This window comes from Streptococcus sp. 1621 (genome assembly GCF_013276615.1).
In the GTDB taxonomy this organism is placed as follows: domain Bacteria; phylum Bacillota; class Bacilli; order Lactobacillales; family Streptococcaceae; genus Streptococcus.
Map to the genome: position 1 here is coordinate 18,030 of NZ_VMLJ01000012.1, position 26,590 is coordinate 44,619.

Annotated in this window: 16 protein-coding genes, 4 pseudogenes and 1 riboswitch; of the genes and pseudogenes, 15 read left to right on the forward strand and 5 right to left on the reverse strand. The window is 40.2% G+C overall.

The window, feature by feature from the left end; all coding sequences use genetic code 11:
* Positions 1–28: 28 nt before the first annotated feature.
* On the forward strand, positions 29–1,708 hold the full coding sequence (locus HT697_RS02925; protein WP_173217907.1) for a PTS transporter subunit EIIC: 1,680 nt from the start codon (positions 29–31) through the stop codon (positions 1,706–1,708).
* Between the two features lie 124 nt (positions 1,709–1,832).
* Here HT697_RS02925 and HT697_RS02930 read toward each other — a convergent pair whose 3' ends face one another.
* Both HT697_RS02930 and trkA read right to left on the reverse strand, forming a co-directional pair.
* Positions 1,833–3,272 carry a TrkH family potassium uptake protein gene (locus HT697_RS02930; protein WP_173217906.1) on the reverse strand — a complete coding sequence of 480 codons (1,440 nt, stop codon included), beginning with the start codon at positions 3,270–3,272 and terminating at the stop codon, positions 1,833–1,835.
* Positions 3,273–3,275: 3 nt separating this feature from the next.
* Positions 3,276–4,625: a Trk system potassium transporter TrkA gene (gene trkA / locus HT697_RS02935; RefSeq protein ID WP_173217904.1), complete on the reverse strand. Its 1,350-nt coding sequence runs from the start codon at positions 4,623–4,625 to the stop codon at positions 3,276–3,278.
* 188 nt (positions 4,626–4,813) lie between these two features.
* Here trkA and HT697_RS02940 point away from each other — a divergent pair, with 188 nt between their 5' ends.
* The 11 genes and pseudogenes from HT697_RS02940 (at position 4,814) to HT697_RS02990 (ending at position 14,866) form a co-directional block, all read left to right on the forward strand.
* Positions 4,814–5,662 (forward strand): S-adenosyl-l-methionine hydroxide adenosyltransferase family protein, encoded by an 849-nt coding sequence (locus HT697_RS02940; RefSeq protein ID WP_084930406.1) that lies wholly within the window; start codon positions 4,814–4,816, stop codon positions 5,660–5,662.
* 18 nt (positions 5,663–5,680) lie between these two features.
* On the forward strand, positions 5,681–6,229 hold the full coding sequence (locus HT697_RS02945; RefSeq protein ID WP_000403160.1) for an ECF-type riboflavin transporter substrate-binding protein: 549 nt from the start codon (positions 5,681–5,683) through the stop codon (positions 6,227–6,229).
* Between the two features lie 168 nt (positions 6,230–6,397).
* Positions 6,398–8,080 (forward strand): ABC transporter ATP-binding protein, encoded by a 1,683-nt coding sequence (locus HT697_RS02950; RefSeq protein ID WP_173262047.1) that lies wholly within the window; start codon positions 6,398–6,400, stop codon positions 8,078–8,080.
* Positions 8,065–8,895, forward strand: coding sequence for an energy-coupling factor transporter transmembrane component T (locus tag HT697_RS02955; RefSeq protein WP_173262050.1), 831 nt, complete (start codon positions 8,065–8,067; stop codon positions 8,893–8,895). The genes HT697_RS02950 and HT697_RS02955 overlap by 16 nt, the downstream gene beginning before the upstream one ends.
* Positions 8,896–9,087: 192 nt before the next feature.
* Positions 9,088–9,591, forward strand: a complete 504-nt coding sequence (locus tag HT697_RS02960) for a tRNA (cytidine(34)-2'-O)-methyltransferase (RefSeq protein ID WP_173262053.1) — start codon at positions 9,088–9,090, stop codon at positions 9,589–9,591.
* 59 nt (positions 9,592–9,650) lie between these two features.
* Positions 9,651–9,885: riboswitch (FMN riboswitch) on the forward strand.
* 164 nt (positions 9,886–10,049) lie between these two features.
* The gene (locus HT697_RS02965; RefSeq protein WP_173262056.1) at positions 10,050–10,613 is read left to right on the forward strand and encodes an ECF transporter S component; all 564 of its coding nucleotides are present in this window, start codon (positions 10,050–10,052) and stop codon (positions 10,611–10,613) included.
* Positions 10,603–11,253, forward strand: coding sequence for a phosphatase PAP2 family protein (locus HT697_RS02970; RefSeq protein ID WP_173262058.1), 651 nt, complete (start codon positions 10,603–10,605; stop codon positions 11,251–11,253). The genes HT697_RS02965 and HT697_RS02970 overlap by 11 nt, the downstream gene beginning before the upstream one ends.
* A 27-nt stretch (positions 11,254–11,280) precedes the next feature.
* Positions 11,281–11,613 (forward strand): annotated as a pseudogene (locus HT697_RS02975) (chromosome partitioning protein ParB); the annotation flags it as partial.
* 61 nt (positions 11,614–11,674) lie between these two features.
* Complete coding sequence (locus HT697_RS02980; protein ID WP_173262064.1) at positions 11,675–12,154, forward strand: GNAT family N-acetyltransferase; 480 nt, start codon at positions 11,675–11,677, stop codon at positions 12,152–12,154.
* A gap of 127 nt (positions 12,155–12,281) precedes the next feature.
* The gene (gene rpoE / locus HT697_RS02985; RefSeq protein WP_000418402.1) at positions 12,282–12,869 is read left to right on the forward strand and encodes a DNA-directed RNA polymerase subunit delta; all 588 of its coding nucleotides are present in this window, start codon (positions 12,282–12,284) and stop codon (positions 12,867–12,869) included.
* 389 nt (positions 12,870–13,258) lie between these two features.
* Positions 13,259–14,866, forward strand: a complete 1,608-nt coding sequence (locus tag HT697_RS02990) for a CTP synthase (protein WP_173262067.1) — start codon at positions 13,259–13,261, stop codon at positions 14,864–14,866.
* Between the two features lie 368 nt (positions 14,867–15,234).
* Here HT697_RS02990 and HT697_RS02995 read toward each other — a convergent pair whose 3' ends face one another.
* Positions 15,235–16,866: a Na/Pi cotransporter family protein gene (locus tag HT697_RS02995; protein WP_112444448.1), complete on the reverse strand. Its 1,632-nt coding sequence runs from the start codon at positions 16,864–16,866 to the stop codon at positions 15,235–15,237.
* Positions 16,867–17,169: 303 nt separating this feature from the next.
* Between HT697_RS02995 and HT697_RS03000 the strand changes: the two are divergent.
* Positions 17,170–22,179 (forward strand): annotated as a pseudogene (locus tag HT697_RS03000) (bacterial Ig-like domain-containing protein).
* 69 nt (positions 22,180–22,248) lie between these two features.
* Complete coding sequence (locus HT697_RS03005; RefSeq protein ID WP_173262070.1) at positions 22,249–23,856, forward strand: YSIRK-type signal peptide-containing protein; 1,608 nt, start codon at positions 22,249–22,251, stop codon at positions 23,854–23,856.
* Positions 23,857–23,910: 54 nt separating this feature from the next.
* On the opposite strand, the pseudogene HT697_RS03010 reads toward HT697_RS03005, so the two are convergent.
* A pseudogene (locus tag HT697_RS03010) lies at positions 23,911–24,429 on the reverse strand (transposase); the annotation flags it as partial.
* Between the two features lie 150 nt (positions 24,430–24,579).
* Positions 24,580–25,101, reverse strand: a pseudogene (locus tag HT697_RS03015) (biotin--[acetyl-CoA-carboxylase] ligase); the annotation flags it as partial.
* Between the two features lie 211 nt (positions 25,102–25,312).
* On the opposite strand from HT697_RS03015, the gene HT697_RS03020 reads away from it, so the two are divergent.
* On the forward strand, positions 25,313–26,509 hold the full coding sequence (locus HT697_RS03020) for a phosphoglycerate kinase (RefSeq protein WP_049496377.1): 1,197 nt from the start codon (positions 25,313–25,315) through the stop codon (positions 26,507–26,509).
* Positions 26,510–26,590: the final 81 nt, after the last annotated feature.

Genomic DNA, 26,590 nt, shown 5'->3' on the forward strand with positions numbered 1-26,590 from the left:
AGGTTGAATTTTTTATAGGAGGAGTTTTATGGATAAGCTAGTCGCTGCCATTGAAAAACAACAAGGGAAATTTGAAAAAATTTCTACTAATAATTATATGATGGCTATTAAAGATGGATTCATTGCTACTATGCCTTTAATTATGTTTTCAAGCTTTTTGATGATTATTATTATGATTCCTAAAAATTTCGGAGTAGAGTTACCGAGTCCAGCTATTGCCTGGATGAGGAAAGTATATATGCTAACCATGGGAGTTTTGGGTGTTATTGTTTCAGGGACAGTTGCAAAGTCATTGGCTGGAAATGTTAATAGAAAAATGCCTCCTGGAAAGGTAATAAATGATACTTCTGCAATGTTGGCGGCCATATGTAGTTATCTGGTATTAACTGTAACGCTTGTAGTTGATGAGAAGACGGGATCTACAAGTTTGTCGACAAACTATTTAGGATCTCAAGGATTGATAACTTCGTTTGTCAGTGCCTTTATTACTGTAAATGTTTACCGATTCTGTATTAAGCGAGACATTACTATTTATTTACCTAAGGAAGTTCCTGGGGCTATATCACAAGCTTTTAGAGATATTTTTCCTTTTTCTTTTATTTTACTTATTAGTGGTTTGTTAGATATTGTATCTCGGTTTAGTTTAGATGTTCCTTTTGCCCAAGTATTTCAACAACTATTGACCCCTATTTTTAAGGGAGCAGAATCATATCCTGCTATGATGTTGATTTGGTTTATGTGTGCTTTGCTTTGGTTTGTTGGAATTCATGGACCATCTATTGTCTTACCTGCTGTTACAGCTTTACAACTAAGCAATATGGAAGAGAATGCTCAACTCCTTGCAAATGGGCAGTTCCCTTATCATTCTTTAACACCTAATTTCGGGAATTATATCGCTGCTATCGGAGGAACGGGGGCTACCTTTGTTGTACCATTTATTTTGATTTTCTTTATGCGGTCTAAACAATTAAAATCGGTAGGTAAAGCTACAATTACTCCTGTTTTATTTGCGGTAAATGAACCTCTTCTATTTGGTATGCCTGTTATTTTGAATCCCTATCTTTTTGTCCCTTTTTTGATGACTCCACCAGTGAATGTATTTCTAGGAAAGGTCTTTATTGATTTCTTTGGAATGAATGGATTTTATATCCAGTTACCTTGGGCCTTTCCTGGACCCTTGGGATTGTTAATTGGAACGAATTTTCAACCTATCTCCTTTGTATTTTTATTTTTGATTTTAGTTGTCGACATATTGATTTATTTGCCATTCTGTAGAGCGTATGATAGACAGTTACTGATGAAAGAAGATGTTGCAAGTTCAAATGATATTATTTTAGAGGAGGATACAAGTGAAATAATGCCTGGTGAGTTAGATGAAATAAAAAGTAAGGAGTTGAAAGTACTGGTTCTTTGTGCAGGATCTGGAACAAGTGCGCAATTAGCCAATGCAATTAACGAGGGCGCTCAATTAGCAGAAGTTAGAGTGATTGCGAATTCAGGAGCGTACGGAGCTCACTATGATATTATGGGTGTTTATGATTTGATCATTCTGGCTCCACAAGTTCGGAGTTATTATAGAGAGATGAAGGTGGATGCAGAAAGATTAGGTATTCAGATAGTTGCTACCAGAGGAATGGAATATATTCATTTAACAAAGAATCCAAGTAAAGCCTTACAATTTGTATTGGAGCATTACCAAGCTGTGTAGTAAGTTTTTCCATCTTTTATTTGAGTAAGGACTTTGCTTACAGACAGGCTTGGATTTAAAAACGTTCCCCCTTTTTAATATAAAAATCCCTCTTTCACAATTGTAAAAAGAGGGATTTTGTATTTTATCTCTTAGACCAAGTTCTCTTCATAAAGAGAAGTAAGATAGGATAAATCTCCAAGCGCCCTGCAATCATTGCAAAGGAGAGGAGGATTTTTGAGATAGGGCTAAAGATTGAGAAACTAGAAGTGGTTCCTAGGATAGGTCCGATATTATTGAAACAGCTAAAGACAGCGCTGGTCACAACCAGAAAATCATTGCTATCTAGGCTGACAATGAAGATAAGCGCTAGCAAAATCATAGAATAGATGACAAAGTACTTGAGAATCTTATGCTGGGTATCTTTGTCAATCACCGTTTTATTAACATGGAGGGTCAAAACACGGTGGGGCGATAGGATTGACAAAATTTGGTTTTTGGCAATTTTTGAAAGGATGAGGCCTCGAATAATCTTGAGTCCACCTGCAGTTGATCCAGCAGAGCCACCGATTACCATGAGGAAGAGGAGGATAAACTGGGAGAAGAGGGGCCAGTTGGTAATATCTCCGTATCCAAAACCAGTTGTTGTAATGATGTTGGAAACCTGGAAGAAGGCCATTTCAAAGCTTTTTGAAAATCCTGGGTAGAGATAGAGGGTATTGAGGCTAATCAATCCTGTAGAAAGCAGTACAATGACCAAGTAAGCACGAAGTTCCTCGTCACCAAAGAAGGCTTTGACGCGACGGAGCATGAGGTAGTAGTAGAGGTTGAAATTCACCCCAAACACCAGAACTCCGATACTAACCAGATAGGTAATCAATGAGCTGCCATAGTGAGCAATTCCGTCGTTATAGACGGTAAATCCTCCTGTACCTGCTGTTCCCATGGCAATGACAAAACTATCAAATAGGGGCATACCAGCTAGATAATAGATGATGACAAAGAGGGAGAAGAGAGCTAGATAAAGGAGATAGAGAATCTGGGCAGTATTTTTGAGTTTGGATACAACCTTACCGAAGACGGGACCAGGAACCTCAGCCTTCATCACTTCTAGGTGGCTATTTTTGGCATTGTCCATAATAGCAAGTGCAAAAACAAGCACTCCCATCCCTCCAATCAAGTGGGTAAAACTTCGCCAGAAGAGGAGGGAACGACTGAGGACCGAAACGTCGTTCAGAATAGTTGCTCCGGTAGTTGTAAAGCCAGAACTGATCTCAAAAAAGGCATCTATAACACTGGGAATTTGTCTAGCAAAGACAAAGGGGAGACCGCCAAAGAAAGACCAAAGGATCCAACAGAGGGCCACAATTAAGACTCCCTCCTTGGCATAAATCCGTTGATTTTTTGGCTTTTGTAAAATTCCTGAACCGCCTAGTAATACGAGAATCCCAATGGTCGAAAAGAGGGCTGTAAAGACTTGGCTCGATTCACGGTAATAGACAGCGACAGACACAGGAACCAAGAGGAGAACAGCTTCAATCAAAAGTAACTTTGAAAGGAGGTAACGAATCATACTTTTATTCATTTCTTACCTCGCGATCAAGTCATAAATCTTAGTGATGTTTGGCAACAAAGTTGTTACTAGGAGCTTGTCTCCAACTTCCAACATATCCTCCCCAGTTGGGAAAATAGTCTTGCCCTTTCGAATGATGGCCGCAATAAGAACCCCTTTTTTCAATTTCAGTTGAGAAAGAGGTTTGGCAGTCATTTTATTGGCTTCCTTGATATGGAATTGCAGGGTTTCGATTTGGCCATTGGCTAGATGGTGCATGGCTTGAAGGTCTGAATACTGGGCATTAACACGACCACGAATAAAGTGCATAATCGTATCTACAGCGATGCTTTTAGGTGTGATGATACTTGAAAAATCAGGCGCATTGATAATTTCGAGGAGACTGGTACGATTGACCTTGGTAATATTTTTCTGTACACCTACCCTGTCAAGGAACATCGAAGTAATCAGATTTTCCTCATCGACTCCTGTTAGAGTCGCAACGGCATCATAGTTTTGAGCACTTTCTTCTAGCAGAATATCTTTTGCGGTACCATCTCCTTGAACGATGTAGAGATTAGGGAATTTCTCACTAAAGAAACGTGCCCTTTCAGAGTTAATCTCGATGACTTTGGTATCGATACGACTGTCTTTGAGAATACCTAGTAGATAATAGGCAATTCTACCTGCTCCAACGATGAGAAGGCTCTTCACAGCACGAGATTTGAAATAATTATGGAAGAGCATCATATCAACACGGTTACCAGTGACAAAGATTCTATCTTTATCATGTATGGTCATATCACCACTTGGGATGATAATTTGATGATCCCTCTCTATGGCGCAGACAATGACGTTGCCAAATTTTTTCCGAAAATCAGAAATGGGCATTTGGCAAAGACCGCTAGTGGATTTGACGACAAATTCCATGAGGCTAACGCGTCCACCAGCAAAGCGTTCGACAGATAGAGCGTTGGGAAAGTCAATGATGTTGGCGATAGCGCGGGCAGCCAAGAGCTCAGGGTTAACGATAAGAGAAAAACCGAGAATATTCTTTTCCTTGAAATAAGAGTTAGAATATTCAGGGTTCCGCACCCGAACGATGGTCTCTTTAGCTCCCATTTTTTTGGCTAAAACGGCTGCAATCATGTTGACTTCATCGTATTCAGTCAGGGCGATAAAGATATCACAATCCTGGACACTGGCTTGCTCAAGGATGGTAAAATCGGCCCCGTTACCAAGGATACCCATGATATCAAAGCGATTGACAATATGATTGAGGACAGCTTCGTCTTGCTCAATCAGCAAAACATCATGCTTTTCTGCAACCAAGGAGCGACAGAGGGCAGAACCAACTTTTCCCCCTCCGACAAGGATAATTTTCATAATAAAACCTACTTCTTCATTATGTAACTATCATACCTTTTTTCAAGAAAAAATGCACCTACTAGCTAATAACCAGAGTTTTTAGTAGGAAATTTGCTATAAGGTAAAACTATACCCTAATCAATTGAAATAGCTATTAGCACCTTTCTCTGAAATGTGGTATGATAAAGGATATACAAGGAGATAAAATGAATAATAATTTACTGGTATTACAATCAGACTTTGGTCTGGTTGATGGTGCGGTATCGGCTATGATTGGAGTGGCTTTAGAAGAATCTTCAACCTTAAAAATTCATCATTTGACGCACGATATCACGCCTTATAATATTTTTGAGGGGAGTTACCGTCTCTTTCAGACGGTGGATTACTGGCCTGAGGGAACGACATTTGTATCGGTGGTCGATCCAGGTGTCGGTTCGAAACGTAAGAGTGTGGTTGCCAAGACTGCAAAAAATCAATACATTGTCACGCCAGACAATGGGACGCTTTCTTTTATTAAGAAACACGTTGGCATTGTAGCCATTCGTGAAATTTCTGAAGTGGCCAATAGACGTCAAAATACAGAGCATTCTTATACCTTCCACGGTCGTGATGTCTATGCCTATACTGGTGCTAAACTGGCCAGTGGTCACATTACTTTTGAGGAAGTGGGGCCAGAGCTCAGTGTGGATCAGATTGTAGAGCTTCCAGTCGTAGAGACCATCATAGAAGATCATCTGGTGAAGGGAGCTATTGATATTCTGGATGTGCGTTTTGGTTCGCTTTGGACCTCTATCACACGAGAAGAATTTTACAAGCTGGAACCAGCATTCGGTGACCGTTTTGAAGTGACTATCTATCATGCAGATATGCTGGTCTATCAAAATCAGGTTGTTTATGGCAAATCATTTGCAGATGTGAGAATTGGGCAACCCATCCTTTACATCAACTCTCTCTATCGTTTAGGTCTGGCAATTAACCAAGGTTCCTTTGCCAAGGCCTATAATGTGGGTGTCGGTTCATCTTGGACCATTGAAATAAAGAAAATAGAAGGATAAAATAGGAGAATAAATAGTATGGAAATCAAATTTACAATTAAACAAGTTGTTGCTGTCGGAATTGGCGCTGCCCTCTTTGTCGTCATCGGGATGATCAATATTCCGACCCCTGTTCCAAATACAAGCATCCAGCTTCAGTATGCGGTACAAGCGCTACTTTCTATTATTTTTGGACCGATTATCGGTTTGCTTGTCGGGTTGATTGGTCATGCAATCAAGGATTCTCTTGCTGGCTATGGTCTGTGGTGGACTTGGATTATTGCTAGCGGGCTCTTCGGTCTAGCTGTGGGGCTATTTAGAAAGTACGTTCGCGTGATCAATGGTGTCTTTGACTGGAAAGATATTCTTATTTTTAACCTTATTCAACTACTTGCAAATGCTCTTGTTTGGGGTGTCTTGGCACCACTTGGAGATGTTGTGATTTATCAAGAAGCGGCAGAAAAAGTATTTGCACAAGGAATTGTTGCGGGAATTGCTAATGGTGTATCTGTAGCTATTGCAGGAACTCTTCTCTTGCTTGCCTATGCAGGAACTCAAACTCGTGCAGGAAGTTTGAAAAAGGACTAAAATGATGGAGAAGGCTGGGCAACCAGTCTTTTTCGATGTTTATAGATTAGTTAGGCAAGTAAGCTAGGATAGGAATATTTTTGGCGCTAAGATTTTAAGAGAAGAGACTGCAAGAAGGGGTAAATTTATGATAAAATAGAAGTCTAAGAAGCGAATGAAGAGAGTAAGATGAAAGAAGCTATAATTGAGTGGAAGGATTTCTCTTTCCAGTATGAAACGCAACAAGAACCAACCTTGCAAGGGGTGGACTTGACCATTTATAAGGGAGAGAAAGTCTTAATTGTTGGGCCATCCGGGTCAGGTAAGTCTACCTTGGGTCAATGTTTGAATGGGATTATTCCCAATATTTACAAGGGTCAAACGTCTGGAGAATTTTTAATCAAGGGGCAAGCAGCCTTTGATATGAGCATCTATGATAAATCTCATCTGGTCAGCACGGTTTTACAGGATACAGATGGGCAGTTTATCGGCTTGTCCGTAGCAGAGGATTTGGCTTTTGCTCTGGAAAATGATGTGACAGCTCTAGATGAAATGAAAAGTCGTGTTCATAAATGGGCTGAAAAGCTGGACCTTATTTCTTTGCTGAATCAGCGTCCTCAGGATTTGTCTGGTGGACAAAAGCAGCGGGTCAGTCTAGCTGGTGTCTTGATTGATGAAAGTCCGATTCTCTTGTTTGATGAGCCACTAGCCAATCTGGATCCCAAGTCAGGTCAGGATATTATCGAATTGATTGATCAGATTCATAAGGAGGAGGGGACGACGACTCTTATTATCGAGCATCGTTTGGAGGATGTTCTGCATCGTCCTGTGGATCGGATTGTCTTGATAAACGATGGCCGTATCCTCTTTAATGGGAGTCCTGATCAGTTATTGGCGACTGATTTGTTGACCCAAAATGGGATTCGCGAACCCCTTTATCTAACCACTCTCCGTCAATTGGGTGTGGATTTAGTCAAGGAAGAACAGTTAGCAAATTTGGACAACTTGTCTATCTCAAAAGGCCAGGTTCAGTTGCGGACGGAACTGGTAAAAGAAACCCCAGAATTGCAGTCACTCTTTAGACTAGAGGACGTGTCGTTTTCTTATGATGATAGACCGATTTTAAAATCCCTACATTTAGATATTAAAAAGGGTGAAAAGATTGCCATTGTCGGGAAAAATGGGGCTGGGAAATCAACTTTAGCCAAGGCCTTAAGTAGCTTTATTCAGACGGAAGGCCGCTATCTTTGGGAAGGACAGGATATCAAAGGAGATTCTGTTGCAGAGCGGGCGGAACGAGTAGGCTATGTGCTGCAAAATCCTAATCAAATGATTTCAACCAATATGATTTTTGATGAGGTGGCTCTGGGACTACGTTTGCGAGGTGTGGACGAGCAGGAAATTGAAACGAGAGTCTATGAAACCTTGAAAATCTGTGGTCTTTATGAATTCCGTAATTGGCCTATTTCTGCCCTGTCATTTGGTCAGAAAAAACGTGTCACCATTGCTTCAATTTTGGTTTTAGGAGCTGAAATTATCCTCCTAGATGAACCGACAGCTGGTCAAGACCAGAAGAACTATACTGAGATTATGGAATTTCTCGAAGAACTGCATCAAAAAGGGCATACCATTGTCATGATTACGCATGATATGCAATTGATGCTGGATTATTCAGACCGGGCCCTCGTCATGGTTGATGGGGAATTGATTGCCGATACTGATCCAGCTAGTCTGTTGAGCAATCCTGAGCTGTTAGTAAAAGCCAATCTAAAAGAAACTTCAATCTTCAACTTGGCCAAGAAACTAGACGTGGATCCACTTGCTTTAACGGCATTTTATAAAGAAAGGAGAGAAGGATGCAAGCTAAATTAATCGGTTACCAGCATAGAGATACTGTTATTCATCGCTTGTCAGGAGCTGGGAAACTCCTCTTTTTCATTCTCGTGTCATTGGCTGCCATGATTAGCTATGATACCAGACTGCTTGTTCTGATTGCTATTTTTTCGGTCTTTCTCCTCTATTTGTCAGAAATCCGTTTTAAAGATGTTTCCTTTGTAGCAGTTTTTGCGACGGTATTTGCCGTTTTAAACGTTTTGATGGTCTATCTCTTTTCTCCTGAGTATGGGGTTGGACTTTACGGAGAGAGGAGTATGATTTGGCAGGGAATCGGTGCCTACACTCTAACCAGCCAGGAGCTCTTTTATCTGCTAAATTTGGCCATTAAGTACCTTTGCACCATTCCTCTGGCTATTATCTTTTTGATGACAACCCACCCTAGTCAGTTTGCTTCCAGTTTAAATCAAATTGGTGTGCCCTATAAGATTGCCTATTCTGTCAGCCTGACCTTGCGCTATATTCCAGATTTACAGGAAGAATTCTTTACCATCAAGATGTCTCAGGAAGCGCGTGGGATGGAATTATCCAAGAAAGCTTCTCTTATGCAACGAATCAAAGGCAATCTGCGCATTATTACTCCCTTGATTTTCAGTTCGCTAGAACGCATTGATACCATCGCGACTGCCATGGAGCTTCGACGCTTTGGGAAAGAGAAAAAACGCACTTGGTATAGTTATCAGGCCTTGAAAAAAGGAGACTATCTTACCTTGGTCTTGGCAACCTTGTTTTTAGTAGCTAGTTTACTACTTATCTTGCAGAATCAGGGACGATTTTACAACCCTTGGAAATAGCTTGAAAAAATTGAAAAAATCAAGTCGTTTCTATTGACAATGATTCTGAAAGTGTTATACTAAGAAAGTAGTTTCGCTGATTTACTTCAAACCTGTTGTGAGGTAAGTTAACGATGCCTTAACCACGCTGTTTGCTGAGCTTGACTCCGGGCAGTGTGGCTATTTTTTTGCAATGGTGAAAGGAAGCAAGTCATGACAAATCACATTGTATTATTTGAGCCTCAAATTCCACAAAATACAGGCAATATCGCGCGTACTTGCGCTGCGACCAATTCTCCCCTCCACATCATCAAGCCAATGGGCTTTCCTATCGAAGATCGCAAGATGAAGCGAGCTGGATTGGATTATTGGGATAAACTAGAGATTTATTTTTACGAGAGTTTAGAGGATTTCATGTCTCAGATGAAGGGAAAACTCTATCTGATTTCGAAATTCGCGGAAAAAGTCTATTCTGAGGTGGATTTATCGACTGACGAGGACTACTATTTTCTCTTTGGACGTGAAGATAAGGGCTTGCCTGAGGATTTTATGCGCGAACATCCTGAGAAAGCTCTTCGTATTCCTATGAATGATGAACACGTTCGCAGTCTCAATGTGTCTAATACCGTCTGCATGATTGTCTATGAGGCTCTTCGCCAGCAGAACTTTGCAGGTCTTGAGCTTGTTCATACCTATGAAGTGGATAAATTGAAATAAAAAATGAAAATGAAAATGAACAAAATGCTTGCGCTTGCAAGCGTTTTTTGTTATGATAAAAGAGTCTTCAGGGCAGGGTGTGATTCCCGACCGGCGGTGACTTTAACTAGGAAATGATCTTTTCCTTTTATACTTTGTTGACAAGCTTTGCCTAACCAGAAGTTATGCCTACAGCTTGTCGCCTAGTCTAAAAGAAAAATCTCTATTTCCTTCTCTTTAAAGAAGTCCGCGAGCGCAAGCTGATGTGGTGAGATTCCACAACCGACAGTATAGTCTGGATGGGAGAAGACGAAAGAATAGCTTTGTCTGTTCTGATAGATTTATAGCTAAACTGTAACCGCTTGCTTTTGTTTTCTTTGATAGAGTGAGAGGGAACTTTTGGGATATAAAAAGTGAGAATAGATAGAGGAATCCTTTCTAACTTCTTCTGATTTTATAGAAAATTGGAGGAACCTGTTATGACAAACACACGTCGACTTTCGACCATTGCGATTTTATCAGCCATCTCATTTGTGCTGATGTACTTTGACTTTCCGCTCTTGCCAGCGGCGTCCTTCCTCAAGATCGAATTTAGTATCTTGCCAGTCCTTGTGGGCTTGGTGGTCATGGATTTGCCTGCTGCTCTAGGAATTCTCTTGCTTCGCTCACTCTTGAAATTGCTTCTTAATAGTCAAGGAGTGAATACTTACATTGGTTTGCCGATGAATATCGTAGCTTTGGGAGTTTTTGTCATCGTATTTGCTTTGATTTGGAAAAAGGAACGGACAACCCTTCGTTTCCTACTAGGCTCTCTAGCTGGGACTATTGGTTTAACCGCGGCTATGTTGGTTCTCAACTATGTTTATGCTGTTCCTTTGTACGCTAAGTTTGCTAACTTTGATATTGGAAAAATTTTGGGACTTTCCAACTACCTAATGACTATGGTGTTGCCTTTTAACTTGATTGAGGGTGTAATCTTTTCTGTTTCATTCTGGTTGTTGTATGTTCTATTGAAACCAACCTTAAAAAATTATGAGAGATAAACAAACATTTTTAATGAAGGGCAGTTTTGCCCTTTTACTTTTCGTTATTCTTGGCTACATGGTCAAATTTTACCCTGAAACGCTGGTCGGTTTTGACCAACCGATACAGACGGCTGTTCGAGGAGACTTGCCAGATTACTTGACTATTCTTTTCCGAGCCATTACACGTCTGATTGATATCCCAGTAATTATCACTTGGGTTATGCTGGTAGCTTTTATCTTTTATCGTAAGCGATGGAAGATAGAAAGTTTCTTCATGCTGGGAAATCTGGCTTTGGCAGGTCTTTTAATCGTGACCTTTAAAAATATCTACCAGCGCCCACGACCAGCTATCTTACATCTGGTGGAAGAGAAGGGATTTTCCTTCCCAAGTGGGCATTCTCTGGCTGTAACTTTGATGGTAGGTACTCTGATTGTCATTCTCAGTCAACGAATTAAAAATCCAGTCTGGAGAAAAATCGTACAAATCGTCCTTGACCTCTACCTAGTCAGTGTGCTGGTATCAAGAGTCTATCTGGGAGTTCATTACCCATCAGACGTCCTTGGCAGTCTCTGTGTGGGCTTGGGAGTCCTGTTTATCGAGTTTCCCTTCTATGACAAGCTCCGCTTCCAATGGCGATTTAAAGGCAAACAGAAGTGAGTATCGAATTCCCTTGAGGAGAAAGAAATGAAAGTCAATATAGCAGATCTTCATCCGACTCAACTATACTTATTAGAGAAGAAGTTGCAAGATATTCAGATGCTTTACCAGTCAGCTGAAACAATCCAAGTCGATCCAATCAGTATTCTTGCCTTTGGAGATTGCTTGTTGATTACAGATGGGCATCACAGGGCTTATCAGGCTTTATTGGCAGGTAGGAATACGATTTCTGCTGAGTGGGATAGAGATGGTGGTGATGAACTATATCATCTCTATGCGCAAGCCTGCGAAGAAAGAAAAATTTACTCTGTTCTGGATTTAAAAAATCATATCTTAGCTCAAGATGAGTATGAAGCAAAATGATATAACTGGTGTGATGGTTTTAATCAAGCAGCAACTCTTTTGTTGAAAAGGAAAGCAGATGAAACGGATTTTACAAATAGATAATTCACTACGTCTTGTTCCTTATTGTAAGGTCAATCATTGTGAGGAAGCTTTTACTTGGTATCAGAATGTGGACTTGGTTTACCTCGTAGATGGGGTGAAGCTTCCTTACAGTCAAGAAACTTTGGAAGCCATGTATTCCTATTTGGATCAGCATGGTGAACTTTTTTGGATTGAAGTCAAGGAGAAGGGAGAATGGTTTCCAATTGGGGATGTTACACTAACTCAGGATAATCTCCCCATTGTGATTGGGAATTCCGCTTACCAACATCGAGGACTTGGAAAAAAGATTCTAAGTACTTTGATTGAATTGGCTCGAGTAAAAGGATGGAAAGAATTGAGAGTCAAGGAAATCTACACCTACAATCATGCTTCTAGGAGGTGTTTCAAGTCGCTTGGATTTGTGGAAAATGGAGCAACAGAAAAAGGAAGGAGTTTTGTACTGAAATTAGTCTAATCCTTTCACTTTCTCCCCCTTAACCTTTGACTATTCTGCAAAATTATCGTAAAATAAAGAGTAAATGATAAAATGAGGTCAGAGTCTGTTCGCTCTGGCGATAGTAGTATAAATGAGGAGAAACGCTTTGGAATTAGAAGTATTTGCTGGGCAAGAAAAAAGTGAACTATCTATGATTGAGGTAGCGCGTGCTATCTTGGAACTTCGTGGTCGCGATCATGAGATGCATTTTAGCGATCTTGTAAACGAAATTCAAAACTACCTTGGAACATCAAACAGCGATATCCGCGAAGCTTTGCCTTTGTTCTACACAGAGTTGAACTTTGACGGTAGCTTCATCTCACTTGGGGACAACAAATGGGGTCTTCGTTCATGGTATGGTGTGGACGAAATCGACGAAGAAATCATCGCTCTTGAAGAAAATGACGACGATGAAGTAGCACCAAAAGCTAAGAAAAAACGTGTCAATGCCTTCATGGATGGTGATTCAGATGCCATTGACTACAATGCAGATGATCCAGAAGATGAAGATGCATACGAAGCAGATCCAGCTCTTTCATACGATGATGAAAATCCAGATGATGAAAAAAATGAAGTGGAAGCTTATGATGCAGAAATCAACGAAATCGCTCCAGATGACTTGGGAGAAGATGTGGATCTCAACGAAGACGACGACGAGTTTTCAGATGACGACGCTGAAACCAGCGAGGAATAAGAGTTAGCTATTGACAATTATCCTATTTTTAGGTATCATATTGTTTGGGCACCTCTTTTAGAGGTCGGGGCTCCCTAGTTCTTAGGGAGCTATTTTTGTTTTTTCAAGAAGTTATCTTCTTGTATTTTATACTCAATGAAAATCAAAGAGCAAGCTAGGAAACTAGCCGTAGGCTGCTCAAAACACTGTTTTGAGGTTGTAGATAAGACTGACAAAGTCAGGAACACATATCTACGGCAAGGCGACGTTGACGCGGTTTGAAGAGATTTTCGAAGAGTATTAGTTGTGAATCTGGTGCAGTAGTCCCAGATTATTCTTATTAGTAGGGTCTTGTTTTCTATGTCCCCTCGTAGTCAGCAAGACCTTGAGCGTTTTAGAAAGAGGAATCTATGTCTACGAAATATATTTTTGTAACTGGTGGTGTGGTATCGTCTATTGGGAAAGGGATTGTTGCAGCGAGTCTGGGCCGTCTCTTGAAAAATCGTGGTCTCAAAGTAACCATTCAAAAGTTTGACCCTTATATCAATATCGATCCGGGAACTATGAGTCCTTACCAGCACGGGGAAGTTTTTGTGACAGATGACGGGGCTGAGACAGATTTGGACTTGGGTCACTATGAACGTTTCATCGATATCAATCTCAACAAATATTCCAACGTGACAACTGGTAAAATTTACAGTGAAGTTCTTCGTAAAGAACGCCGTGGAGAATACCTTGGGGCAACTGTTCAGGTCATTCCTCATATCACAGATGCTTTGAAAGAAAAAATCAAGCGTGCAGCTGTAACGACAGACTCTGATGTTATTATCACAGAGGTCGGTGGAACCGTTGGAGATATCGAGTCTTTGCCATTCCTAGAGGCCCTTCGTCAGATGAAGGCAGATGTGGGGGCGGATAATGTTATGTACATCCATACAACCCTACTTCCTTACCTCAAGGCCGCTGGTGAAATGAAGACCAAACCAACCCAACACTCTGTCAAGGAATTACGCGGTTTGGGAATCCAACCAAATATGTTGGTTATTCGTACAGAAGAGCCAGCTGGTCAAGGAATTAAAAACAAACTGGCCCAGTTCTGTGATGTGGCACCAGAAGCCGTTATCGAATCGTTGGATGTCGAACACCTTTACCAAATTCCATTGAACTTGCAGGCGCAAGGTATGGACCAAATTGTCTGTGACCATTTGAAATTAGACGCACCAGTAGCAGATATGACAGAATGGTCAGCCATGGTGGACAAGGTCATGAACCTCAAGAAACAAGTTAAAATTTCCCTTGTCGGTAAGTATGTTGAATTGCAAGATGCCTACATTTCTGTGGTTGAAGCCTTGAAACACTCTGGTTATGCCAACGACGCAGAAGTTAAAATCAATTGGATCAATGCCAATGATGTGACAGCAGAGAATGTGGCAGAGCTTTTGTCTGATGCGGACGGAATCATTGTACCAGGTGGTTTTGGTCAACGTGGTACGGAAGGGAAAATCCAAGCCATTCGCTATGCGCGTGAAAATGATGTTCCAATGTTAGGTGTCTGCTTGGGAATGCAGTTGACTTGTATCGAATTTGCTCGTCACGTTTTAGGTCTCGAAGGTGCCAATTCTGCAGAGCTTGCACCAGAAACAAAATACCCTATCATTGATATTATGCGTGATCAGATTGATGTTGAGGATATGGGGGGCACCCTTCGTTTGGGGCTTTATCCATCTAAGTTGAAACGTGGCTCTAAGGCAGCAGCTGCATATCACAATCAAGAAGTGGTGCAACGCCGTCACCGTCACCGCTATGAGTTTAACAATGCATTCCGTGAGCAGTTTGAGGCAGCAGGCTTTGTCTTTTCAGGAGTGTCTCCAGACAATCGTCTGGTAGAAATCGTGGAAATTCCTGAAAATAAATTCTTTGTAGCGTGTCAGTATCACCCTGAACTGTCAAGTCGTCCAAATCGTCCAGAAGAACTCTACACTGCCTTTATTACTGCAGCGGTTGAGAACAGCAATTAGCAAAATCAGAACCTTTGAGAAGAATCTCAGAGGTTTTTTGCATACAATGATATTGCAGTATATCTGAGTTAGGAGTCCTCTGTATGTACCTGCTACCGTTGAAATCAATAGCGACTCCCTCTTGCCCTGTGCTAGTGAATGGATTTATCAGTATATTGAAGTGAAATAAAATCTGAACAAATTAATTCGGAAAGCCAAATCAATTTCTAGAAATATTTTAGCAGTCAAGGTGTACTGTTATAGATTCAATACACTATACTTTTTTAATTTAATCCACTATATCTGCAGAATACTCTCTCAGTTTCATTCAGCCTAGTCTTGCTTAGGAAAAGCAAAAAGCCATCCCATTCAGGATAGCTTCTTGGTTTTTAGATTTGTTCTGCAAAAACCTTTTCAGCAAGGTTCATAGCGTGGTCTGATACACGAGTGTAGTGTGAGATGATATCGATAAAGTTTACCCCAGCTTGTGTTGAACATTCGCCTTTATTGAGGCGTTTGATGTGGGTTTTTCTGAGAACACGTTCTATCTTATTGATTGCTTCATGACGTTCTACAAGACTGCGTGCTTTTTCAATATCATTGTTTTCCACACTATCCAGAGCATCTTTGATAAAGTCACTAGTTTGGCGGTAAACTTCCTCTAATTCTTTCAAGGCGGCATCAGAAAATTCAACATTTTTCCGTTGAAGATAGTCAGTCAGATTGAGTAGAGCCTCCGCGTGGTCTCCAATCCGTTCCAAATCACGGGAGGAATCAAGGATATTGGTGAGTACTTCGCTTTCTTTTTGACTGAGAGCTTCGCTTGAAAGGGCAATGAGATAACGTGTTAATTGCTCATCGATGGTGTTAATTGCTTCTTCGGTTTTATGCCCTTTTTCAGCAACTTTTTCATCCAAGTCAATGATATACTTATAGGAAAGGTCAAAGGCTTTAGCAGCGTAGTTTCCTAAGTGCAAGAGCTCTTTCTTAGCATTTCCGAGAGCGATAGATGGGGCTTGTTTGATGAAATGTTCATCAAGATATAAGGGTTCGTATTTGACAATCTCGTCCTCTCCAGGAATAATCTTGGTTACAAAGTAAGCCAGAGCTCCGATAAATGGAAATTGGACAATGGTATTGGTAATATTAAAGGTTCCATGAGCAAAGGCGATGGTCATTTCCGGTGCTAGATTTAGCGTAGATTCAAACCAATGAATCAAGCCAGTGAAAGGTACAAGGAAGACAATACAGATAACCGTACCAATCACGTTAAAGGCGACATGGGCACCTGCTACCCGTTTAGCTGCAATATTAGCACCTAAAGAGGCAATGATGGCTGTAATGGTTGTCCCGATATTGTCACCAAATAGAACTGGCAAAGCTCCTTGCAGGTCAATGAGGTTGCTGGCGTAGAGGTTTTGTAAAATCCCGATGGTAGCCGAGGAAGCTTGAATCAGTAAGGTCAAGCCGGTACCGACAAAGACACCCAAAACAGGATTCTTACTTAGCTCAATCATATAGTCTTTAAAGACCTGTAAATCTTTGAGTGGAGCCATTGCGCCACTCATGAGATTGAGGGCAAAAAAGATACCACCGACACCAAAGAGGATGCGTCCGATATTATTGACTGTCCGATTTTTTGTAAAGAAGAGGCAGACAGCACCGATAAAGAGCATAGGCAGGGCATAGTCACCTAGTTTAAACCCAATAAGAAAGGATGTGACTGTTGTCCCAATATTAGCCCCCATGACAATCCCGATAGCCTGACGTAAGGTTAGGAGACCGGCACTGACCAGACCGACTGTGATAACTGTTACACCAGAACTAGACTGAATTAGAGCAGTCATCCCAATACCAACCAGAACTCCAAAGAAAGGATTACTAGTATACTTGTCAATGTAAAAACGAAGGCGATCTCCAGCAGCTTGCTGCAAACCGTCTCCCATGGTCTTGATACTATATAAGAATAGTCCCAGACCACCTAAAAAGTGAAATAAAATTTCCTGCCAATTAATGGACATTTCTTTTTCCTCCGAAAAATAATAACGGAATTTCTCCTATTCTATTTTAAAGGATAAAAGTAAATCTAACAAGTGTTAAGCTAAGATTTTAGAAAGAAAATTCGTGAGAAAAGGCCTTAATTATATTAATTTTACCAATTTCTAACCTAGATATAGATATTTCCTTTTATATATTGACATTTAAAAGAAATATTTTAAAATTAGGGAGAAATTATCTTAATCCCTGTGATTGGGATAAAAATTTTACGAAGAAAGTTAAGCGCTTTCTTTAAAATAATAAAATCAATCTTTTAGGAGGAGAAAATGAAGAATTCATTTTTTGAAAGACGTTGTCGGTACAGTATTCGTAAGTTATCAGTAGGAGCCTGCTCGCTGATGATTGGGGCTGTTTTATTTGCTGGTCCAGCCTTGGCAGAAGAAACTGCAGTTCCTGAAAATAGCGGAGTCAATACAGAGCTTGTTTCAGGGGAGAGTGAGCATTCGGCCAATGAAGTTGATCAGCAGAATGAAGGAGAACATGCTAGAGAAAATAAGCCAGAAAAGGCAGAAGGAGTAGCGACAGCATCTGACACTGCTTCGCCAGCAAGCAATGAAGCTGCAACTACTGAAACTGCAGAGGCAGTAAGCGTAGCTAAATCAGAGGAAAAACCAAGTGAGGTGGCTGCAGAAACACCATCTGCAGAAGCAAAACCAAAGTCTGACAAGGAAACGGAAGCAAAGCCTGAAGCAACTAGCCAAGGAGATGAGTCTAAGCCAGCAGCAGAAGCTAATAAGACTGAAAAAGAAGTCCAGCCAGATGTCCCTAAAAATACGGACAAAACATTAAAACCAAAGGAAATCAAATTTAATTCTTGGGAAGAATTGTTAAAATGGGAACCAGGTGCTCGTGAAGATGATGCTATTAACCGCGGGTCTGTCGCCCTCGCTTCACGTCGGACAGGTCATTTGGTTAATGAAAAAGCTAGCAAGGAAGCAAAAGTTCAAGCCCTATCAAACACCAATTCTAAAGCAAAAGACCATGCTTCTGTTGGTGGAGAAGAGTTCAAGGCCTATGCTTTTGACTATTGGCAATATCTAGATTCAATGGTCTTCTGGGAAGGTCTCGTACCAACGCCTGACGTTATTGATGCAGGTCACCGTAACGGGGTTCCTGTATATGGTACACTCTTCTTCAACTGGTCTAATAGTATTGCAGATCAAGAAAAATTCGCTGAAGCTTTGAAGCAAGACTCAGATGGTAGCTTCCCAATTGCCCGTAAATTGGTGGATATGGCCAAGTATTATGGCTATGATGGCTATTTCATCAACCAAGAAACAACTGGGGATTTGGTTGAACCTCTTGGAGAAAAGATGCGCCAGTTTATGCTCTATACCAAGGAGTATGCTGCTAAGGTAAACCATCCAATCAAGTATTCTTGGTACGATGCTATGACCTATAACTATGGACGTTACCACCAAGATGGTTTGGGAGAATACAACTACCAATTCATGCAACCTGAGGGAGATAAGGTTCCAGCAGATAACTTCTTTGCTAACTTTAACTGGGATAAGGCTAAAAATGATTACACTATTGCAACTGCCAACTGGATTGGTCGTAATCCTTATGATGTATTTGCAGGTTTGGAATTGCAACAGGGTGGTTCCTACAAGACCAAGGTTAAGTGGAATGACATTTTAGATGAAAATGGGAAATTACGCCTTTCTCTTGGTTTGTTCGCCCCAGATACCATTACAAGTTTAGGAAAAACTGGTGAAGATTATCATAAGAATGAAGATATCTTCTTTACAGGTTACCAAGGTGATCCTACTGGCCAAAAACCAGGTGATAAAGATTGGTATGGGATTGCTAACCTAGTTGCGGACCGTACGCCAGCAGTAGGTAATACTTTTACTACTTCTTTTAATACAGGTCATGGTAGAAAATGGTTCGTAGATGGTAAGGTTTCTAAGGATTCTGAGTGGAATTACCGTTCAGTTTCAGGTGTTCTTCCAACATGGCGCTGGTGGCAAAAATCAACTGGCGATAAGTTGAAAGCAAGCTATGATTTTGAAGATGCTTATAATGGTGGAACTTCTCTCAAATTTGCAGGGGATCTTTCAGGTGCGACCAAGCAAGATGTGAATTTGTACTCTACTCGCTTGAAGGTGACAGATACCACCAAATTGCATGTTGCCCACAAAGGAGGCAAAGGGACCAAGGTTTATGTAGAATTTGCAACCAAGAAAGATTATACCTACGGTGATGAAGCTGCCCGTAAAGAATTGACAGTTTCAGATAACTGGACTACCGATGATTTTGATTTGAGTGCCTTGGCAGGTAAAACAATTTACGGTATTAAACTCTATTTTGAAAATGATAAAGACTTAAAAGGTTATCAATTTAACTTGGGGCAATTGACCATCAGCAATAATCAAGATGCTCCTCAGGCACCAACCACAGTAGCTGTAGCCAAACAAGTCCTAAAAAATGCCCAAGAAGCAGAAGCAGTCGTGCAATTTAAAGGCAACAAGGATGCAGATTTCTATGAAGTTTACGAAAAAGATGGAGACAGCTGGAAATTACTAACTGGCTCATCTTCTACAACTATTTATCTACCAAAAGTTAGCCGTTCAGCAAGTGCTCAAGGTACAACTCAAGAACTGAAAGTTGTAGCAGTCGGTAAAAATGGAGTTCGTTCAGAAGCTGCAACCACAACCTTTGATTGAGGCATGACTGTAAAAGATACCAGCCTACCAAAACCATTAGCTGAAAATATCGTACCAGGTGCAACAGTTATTGATAGTACCTTCCCTAAAACAGAAGGTGGGGAAGGCATAGAAGGCATGTTGAATGGTACCATTACCAGTCTGTCAGACAAGTGGTCTTCTGGACAATTAAGTGGTAGTGTGGATATTCGTTTGACCCAGCCACGTACAGTTGTTAGATGGGTGATGGACCATGCTGGAGCTGGTGGAGAATCTGTAAACGACGGTTTGATGAACACCAAAGATTTTGACCTCTATTATAAAGATGCGGATGGTCAATGGAAGTTGGCTAAGGAAGTCCGTGGCAATAAAGCCCATGTTACAGATATTACCCTTGATAAACCAATCACAGCTCAAGATTGGCGCTTGAATGTTGTCACTTCTGACAATGGAACTCCATGGAAGGCTATTCGTATCTATAACTGGAAAATGTATGAAAAGCTTGATACAGAAAGTGTCAATATTCCGATGGCCAAGACTGCAGCTCGTACTTTAGGCAATAACAAGGTACAAGTTGGCTTTGCAGATGTACCAGCTGGAGCTACCATTACCGTTTATGATAATCCAAATTCTCAAACTCCGCTTGCAACCTTGAAGAGCGAAGTTGGAGGAGACCTAGCAAGTGCACCATTGGATTTGACAAATCAATCTGGTCTTCTTTACTATCGTACCCAGTTGCCAGGCAAGGAAATTAGTAATGTCCTAGCAGTTTCTGTTCCAAAAGATGACAGAAGAATCAAGTCAGTCAGCCTAGAAACAGAACCTAAGAAAACAAGCTACGCCGAAGGGGAGGATTTGGACCTTAGAGGTGGTGTTCTTCGAGTTCAGTATGAAGGAGGAGCTGAGGACGAGCTCATTCGCCTAACTCACGCAGGTGTATCAGTATCAGGCTTTGATACGCATCATAAGGGAGAACAAAATCTTACTTTACAATATTTGGGACAACCAGTAAATGCGAAGTTGTCAGTGACTGTCACTAGCCAAGATGAAGCAAGTCCGAAAACTATTTTGGGAATTGAAGTGAGTCAGGAACCGAAAAAAGATTACCTAGTTGGTGATAGCTTAGACTTGTCTGAAGGACGCTTTGCAGTGGCTTATAGCAATGACACCATGGAAGAACATTCCTTTACTGATGAGGGAGTTGAAATTACTGGTTACCATGCTCAAAAGACTGGTCGTCAAACCTTGACTCTTCGTTACCAAGGTCATAAAGTCAACTTTGATGTTTTGGTATCTCCAAAAGCAGCATTGAACGATGAGTACCTTAAACAAAAATTAGCAGAAGTTGAAGCGGCTAAGAACAAGGTGGTCTATAACTTTGCTTTACCAGAAGTAAAAGAAGCCTTCTTGAAAGCAATTGAAGCGGCTGAACAAGTGTTGAAAGACCATGAAACTAGCACCCAAGATCAGGTTAATGACCGACTTAATAAATTGACAGAAGCTCATAAAGCTCTGAATGGTCAAGAGAAATTTACGGAAGAAAAGACAGAACTCGATCGCTTAACAGGTGAGGCTCAAGAACTCTTAACTTCAAAACCAAACCATCCTTCAGGTTCCGCCCTAGCTCCTCTTCTTGAGAAAAACAAGGCCTTGGTTGAAAAAGTAGATTTGAGTCCAGAAGAGCTTGCAACAGCGAAACAGAGTTTGAAAGATCTGGTTGCCTTATTGAAAGAAGACAAACCAGCAGTCTTTTCTGATAGTAAAACAGATGTTGAAGTACACTTCTCAAATAAAGAAAAGACTGTCATCAAGGGCTTGAAAGTAGAGCGTGTTCAAGCAAGTGATGAAGAGAAGAAATACTTTGCTGGAGAAGATGCTCATGTCTTTGAAATAGAAGGTCTAGATGAAAAAGGTCAAGACGTTGATCTCTCTTACGCTTCTATTGTGAAAATTCCAATTGAAAAAGATAAGAAAGTGAAGAAAGTCTTCTTCTTACCTGAAGGCAAAGAAGCAGTAGAATTGGCTTTTGAACAAACGGATAGTCATGTCATCTTTACAGCACCACACTTTACTCATTATGCCTTTGTTTATGAATCTGCTGAAAAACCACGAGTAGAATCTAATGGTGCAAATGACCTTGTTACTATCTCAACTAAACCAGAACAACAAAACACAGTCCTTTCAAAACCTACTAATCAACCTCCTTCTGATAAACAAAAGGCTCCTAAATTGGAAGTTCAAGAGGAAAAGGTTGCTTTTGACCGTCAAGAGCATGAAAATGCTGATATGCTAGTTGGGGAACAACGAGTCATCATACAGGGACGAGATGGTCTGTTGAGACATGTCTTTGAAGTTGATGGGAACGGTCAGCGTCGCCTTCGTTCAACAGAAGTCATCCAAGAAGCGATTCCAGAAATTGTTGAAATTGGAACAAAAGTAAAAATAGAACCAGCAGTAGTAGCTACACAGGAAAAATCAGCTCAAAATACAGCAGTTAAATCAGAAGAAGCAAGCAAACAATTGCCAAATACAGGGACAGTTGCTACAAATGAAGTCTTAATAGCAGGATTGGCCAGCCTTGGCTTTGCTAGTTTAGCCTTGACATTGAAACAGAAAAAAAGAAGATGAAGATTAAATAAAAGATTTTTTTTTTGGTATAATAACTTTAAAATTATTTTTTTGAAAGGTTTTGTATTTATGAAAAATAAGATGTTTAGTGGGTATACTTTGCGCAAAAAATATGCTTTAAGAAAATTGACAGTTGGACTTTTTAGTGTAGCTGTTGGTTTGTTGAGTATTGGTCTTGTCGATGGTGTCAATTTTATTATGAATGACGATTATGGGACTGTTTATGCGGCTGAAAATTTTCATAGTATTGAAGTTGTCAATTATTATGATTATGATACTATTTATGAAGGTGATTCAAATTTGACAAAAGGTGACCATGAAGATGGTAGACAAGGTGAGAGTGGTAAACAAATCTTTGATATCGAACATGGTCTTAGTTCATCACCAATCTATAGTTTAGGTGATAATCTTAACGAAATCGTCTATCGACCTTATGAAGTGATCAAAGATAATAGGTCTAAACTTAAAGAACATTATGGTGATGGGAGTACGGGAGGGTGGGACTCTAATTATCCAGCCACTTATGATGAAATCCTAGCTGAGACTCGCACCCATAAGAAAATCTTGATTGACGATAATATTGAAGAGCCTATTTATAAGGATGACGGGACTGTTATTTTACCTCGAACTATCATTTCCAAAGTTGGTGTTAATTATCGAGGTTCTTCGTCTGAATATCTTTTTACTGAATCTGTCGAAAAAGAAGCTATTTCAAAAATCATTAAAGTTGGTAATGTGGAGAGGGTTCCTATTTCCAAAATAGCTGTAGAGACCGAATATGTTGCTAATAACACTTTGAATTACGGTGTTAGAAATATTAAATCTAATGGTAAAGAAGGTTTGCGTGAAAATGTAACGACTTATGAAGTCAATAAGTTCACTGGTGATTTGAGTAATCCAACTACTGTTGAAAATTATGTTCCGATGGAGAAGAAGGTTGTTGAAGTTGGGACTAAAGGTGATGTGGTTTTTACTAAAGTCGGAAACGATGTTGTGAAACGCACTACATCTTATACGGTAACCCCTGAGAACGGTGATGTTACACCGAATGTTAATGACGAAATCGTTAAACCAGGTGAAGTGAAAGACAAGGTTGAATACCTTAAAGTCGGAAACGATGTTGTGAAACGCACTACATCTTATACGGTGACCCCTGAGAATGGTGATGTCACACCGAATGTTAATGACGAAATCGTTAAACCAGGTGAAGTGAAAGACAAGGTTGAATACCTTAAAGTCGGAAACGATGTTGTGAAACGCACTACATCTTATACGGTGACCCCTGAGAACGGTGATGTCACACCGAATGTTAATGACGAAATCGTTAAACCAGGTGAAGTGAAAGACAAGGTTGAATACCTTAAAGTCGGAAACGATGTTGTGAAACGCACTACATCTTATACGGTAACCCCTGAGAACGGTGATGTCACACCAAGTACTTCAGAATATAAAAATTCGTCTAAATTGACTAATACAAATAACACAAATAAACCAAACGACGTTAATGTTGAAGGTGAGATTCAGACAGGTGATAATTCTCGAACTAACTTGACTGGCAAAAAAGTTTTACCAAACACAGGTGGATCTGACTCAGTTGCTATGAATTTGTTAGGTGCGTTAACACTCACTTCTGTTCTTGGTTTGGCTGCGACTAAACGCAAAACGGAAGATAATTAATCTTTAAAGAGATACCTTTGGGCTCTTTGTCAACTGTAGTGGGTTGAAGAAAAGCTATGATCGAGAAAGGACAAATTTCGTCCTTTCTTTTTTGATGTTCAGAGCGATAAAAATCCGTTTTTTGAAGTTTTCAAAGTTCCGAAAACCAAAGGCATTGCGCTTGATAAGTTTGATAAGATTATTGGTTGCTTCCAGTTTGGCGTTTGAATAGGAGAATTGAAGAGCGTTGACGATTTTCTCTTTGTTCTTTAGAAAGGTTTTAAAGACAGTCTGAAAAAGAGGATGGACCTTCTTTAGATTGTCTTCAATGAGACCGAAAAATTTGTCAGCTTCCTTATTCTGAAAGTGAAAAAGCAAGAGCTGATAGAGCTGATAGTGGTGTTTCAAGTCTTCTGAATAGCTCAAAAGCTTGTCTAGGATTTCTTTATTGGTTAAGTGCATACGAAAAGTAGGGCGATAAAAACGCTTATCACTGAGTTTACGACTATCCTGTTGAATGAGCTTCCAGTAGCGCTTGATAGCCTTGTATTCATGGGATTTTCGCTCAAATTGATTCATGTTTTGTATAAATCTTATGGGACTTTTTTCTACAACAAAATAGGCTCCATAATATCCATAGGGGATTTACCCACTACAAATATTATATAGCTGAAAAGCTAAGCTCTAGAAAGGACAAATTTCTTTCTTTTTATATAGTTTATTTTTTGTTATATAACTTTACTATTATTTCCAAGTTTTTAGTGAAATTTCTCCGCTATTTAGCCAGATTTCTTTTCCGTTATCACATTGAACTAAAAGTTTACCACTTTCAGAGATATCTTTAGCAAGTCTCTTGTAGTCTTTTTGCCCTAGTGTGAAAGTGACTTCTTTTCCAAGAACGAATGACTGTTTTTTGTATAGGTATAATAGCTCTTCTGCTGGTGTTTCGAAGAAAGCACGCCATATTTCGATAATTAATTCATTTCTTGTTATAGGTGCTGGTACTTTAAATAAACTATCAGCTTTTTCTTTTAATTCCTGAGGGAAGTCTTTAATAGTGAAATTGATACCTACTCCAATAATGATATCTGTGACTAAGCCAGTTTCTACAGAGGTCATTGCTTCAGTAAGGATTCCTCCAATTTTATGATTTTTGAGGTAGATATCGTTGACCCATTTTATGTCGACATCTATTAAAGTTAGGTTCTTAATAGCTTTGTAGATAGCTCCAGCTACAAGTAGTGTGTAGGATGCTATTTTGTCATAGTGGACCTCATTTCTAACTCAAACGTCTCATACTTAATTCCACCATAAAAATCCGTTTTAGACTAATTTCCACTTTGGTCATCCAAGTGGAAGTTACTTTGAGAAGTTACCATGGAGATTAAATATCGAAAAATATTGTGAAATCTTTCCTTATATTCCCAAAGTGTGATATAATAGTTTCGAATAAAATAAATAAAGGGGTTTTTGTAACATGGCAAAACTTACTGTTAAAGACGTTGACTTGAAAGGTAAAAAAGTCCTCGTTCGTGTTGACTTCAACGTACCATTGAAAGATGGCGTAATCACTAACGACAACCGTATCACAGCAGCTCTTCCAACTATTAAGTACATCATCGAACAAGGTGGACGTGCAATTCTTTTCTCTCACCTTGGACGTGTGAAAGAAGAAGCTGATAAAGCTGGTAAATCACTTGCTCCTGTAGCAGCTGACTTAGCAGCAAAACTTGGTCAAGATGTTGTGTTCCCAGGTGTCACTCGTGGTGCTGAATTGGAAGCAGCTATCAACGCTCTTGAAGATGGACAAGTTCTTTTGGTTGAAAACACTCGTTACGAAGATGTTGACGGCAAAAAAGAATCTAAAAACGATCCTGAACTTGGTAAATACTGGGCATCACTTGGAGATGGTATCTTCGTAAACGATGCATTCGGTACAGCTCACCGTGCACACGCATCTAACGTTGGTATCTCAGCAAACGTTGAAAAAGCAGTTGCTGGTTTCCTTCTTGAAAACGAAATTGCCTACATCCAAGAAGCAGTTGAAACTCCAGAACGTCCATTCGTGGCTATCCTTGGTGGTTCAAAAGTTTCAGACAAGATTGGTGTTATCGAAAACTTGCTTGAAAAAGCTGATAAAGTCCTTATCGGTGGTGGTATGACTTACACATTCTACAAAGCACAAGGTATCGAAATCGGTAACTCACTTGTAGAAGAAGATAAATTGGATGTTGCGAAAGCTCTTCTTGAAAAAGCAAACGGTAAATTGATCTTGCCAGTTGACTCAAAAGAAGCAAATGCATTTGCTGACTACACTGAAGTTCGTGATACTGAAGGTGAAGCAGTTTCTGAAGGCTTCCTTGGTCTTGACATCGGTCCAAAATCTATCGCTAAATTTGACGAGGCTTTGACTGGTGCTAAAACAGTTGTATGGAACGGACCAATGGGTGTGTTTGAAAACCCTGACTTCCAAGCGGGTACAATCGGTGTGATGGATGCTATCGTGAAACAACCAGGTGTTAAATCAATCATCGGTGGTGGTGACTCAGCTGCTGCAGCGATTAACCTTGGCCGTGCAGACAAGTTCTCATGGATTAGTACGGGCGGAGGTGCTTCAATGGAACTTCTCGAAGGTAAAGTATTGCCAGGTTTGGCTGCACTTACAGAAAAATAAGATTAACTAAATGAATCAAATAAGAGAGGGATGAAAGTTCCTCTTTTCTTTTGCTTAAAATAAAAACGCTTCCTCTCAACT

Coding starts and splice junctions, on each gene's coding strand:
- HT697_RS02940 (WP_084930406.1), top strand. CDS start 4,814: ATGAATAATAATTTACTGGTATTACAATCAGACTTTGGTCTGGTTGAT.
- HT697_RS02955 (WP_173262050.1), top strand. CDS start 8,065: ATGCAAGCTAAATTAATCGGTTACCAGCATAGAGATACTGTTATTCAT.
- HT697_RS02970 (WP_173262058.1), top strand. CDS start 10,603: ATGAGAGATAAACAAACATTTTTAATGAAGGGCAGTTTTGCCCTTTTA.
- trkA (WP_173217904.1), bottom strand. CDS start 4,625: ATGAAAATTATCCTTGTCGGAGGGGGAAAAGTTGGTTCTGCCCTCTGT.
- HT697_RS02930 (WP_173217906.1), bottom strand. CDS start 3,272: ATGAATAAAAGTATGATTCGTTACCTCCTTTCAAAGTTACTTTTGATT.
- HT697_RS03005 (WP_173262070.1), top strand. CDS start 22,249: ATGAAAAATAAGATGTTTAGTGGGTATACTTTGCGCAAAAAATATGCT.
- HT697_RS02960 (WP_173262053.1), top strand. CDS start 9,088: ATGACAAATCACATTGTATTATTTGAGCCTCAAATTCCACAAAATACA.
- HT697_RS02965 (WP_173262056.1), top strand. CDS start 10,050: ATGACAAACACACGTCGACTTTCGACCATTGCGATTTTATCAGCCATC.
- HT697_RS02950 (WP_173262047.1), top strand. CDS start 6,398: ATGAAAGAAGCTATAATTGAGTGGAAGGATTTCTCTTTCCAGTATGAA.
- HT697_RS02990 (WP_173262067.1), top strand. CDS start 13,259: ATGTCTACGAAATATATTTTTGTAACTGGTGGTGTGGTATCGTCTATT.
- HT697_RS02980 (WP_173262064.1), top strand. CDS start 11,675: ATGAAACGGATTTTACAAATAGATAATTCACTACGTCTTGTTCCTTAT.
- HT697_RS02945 (WP_000403160.1), top strand. CDS start 5,681: ATGGAAATCAAATTTACAATTAAACAAGTTGTTGCTGTCGGAATTGGC.
- HT697_RS02925 (WP_173217907.1), top strand. CDS start 29: ATGGATAAGCTAGTCGCTGCCATTGAAAAACAACAAGGGAAATTTGAA.
- HT697_RS03020 (WP_049496377.1), top strand. CDS start 25,313: ATGGCAAAACTTACTGTTAAAGACGTTGACTTGAAAGGTAAAAAAGTC.
- HT697_RS02995 (WP_112444448.1), bottom strand. CDS start 16,866: ATGTCCATTAATTGGCAGGAAATTTTATTTCACTTTTTAGGTGGTCTG.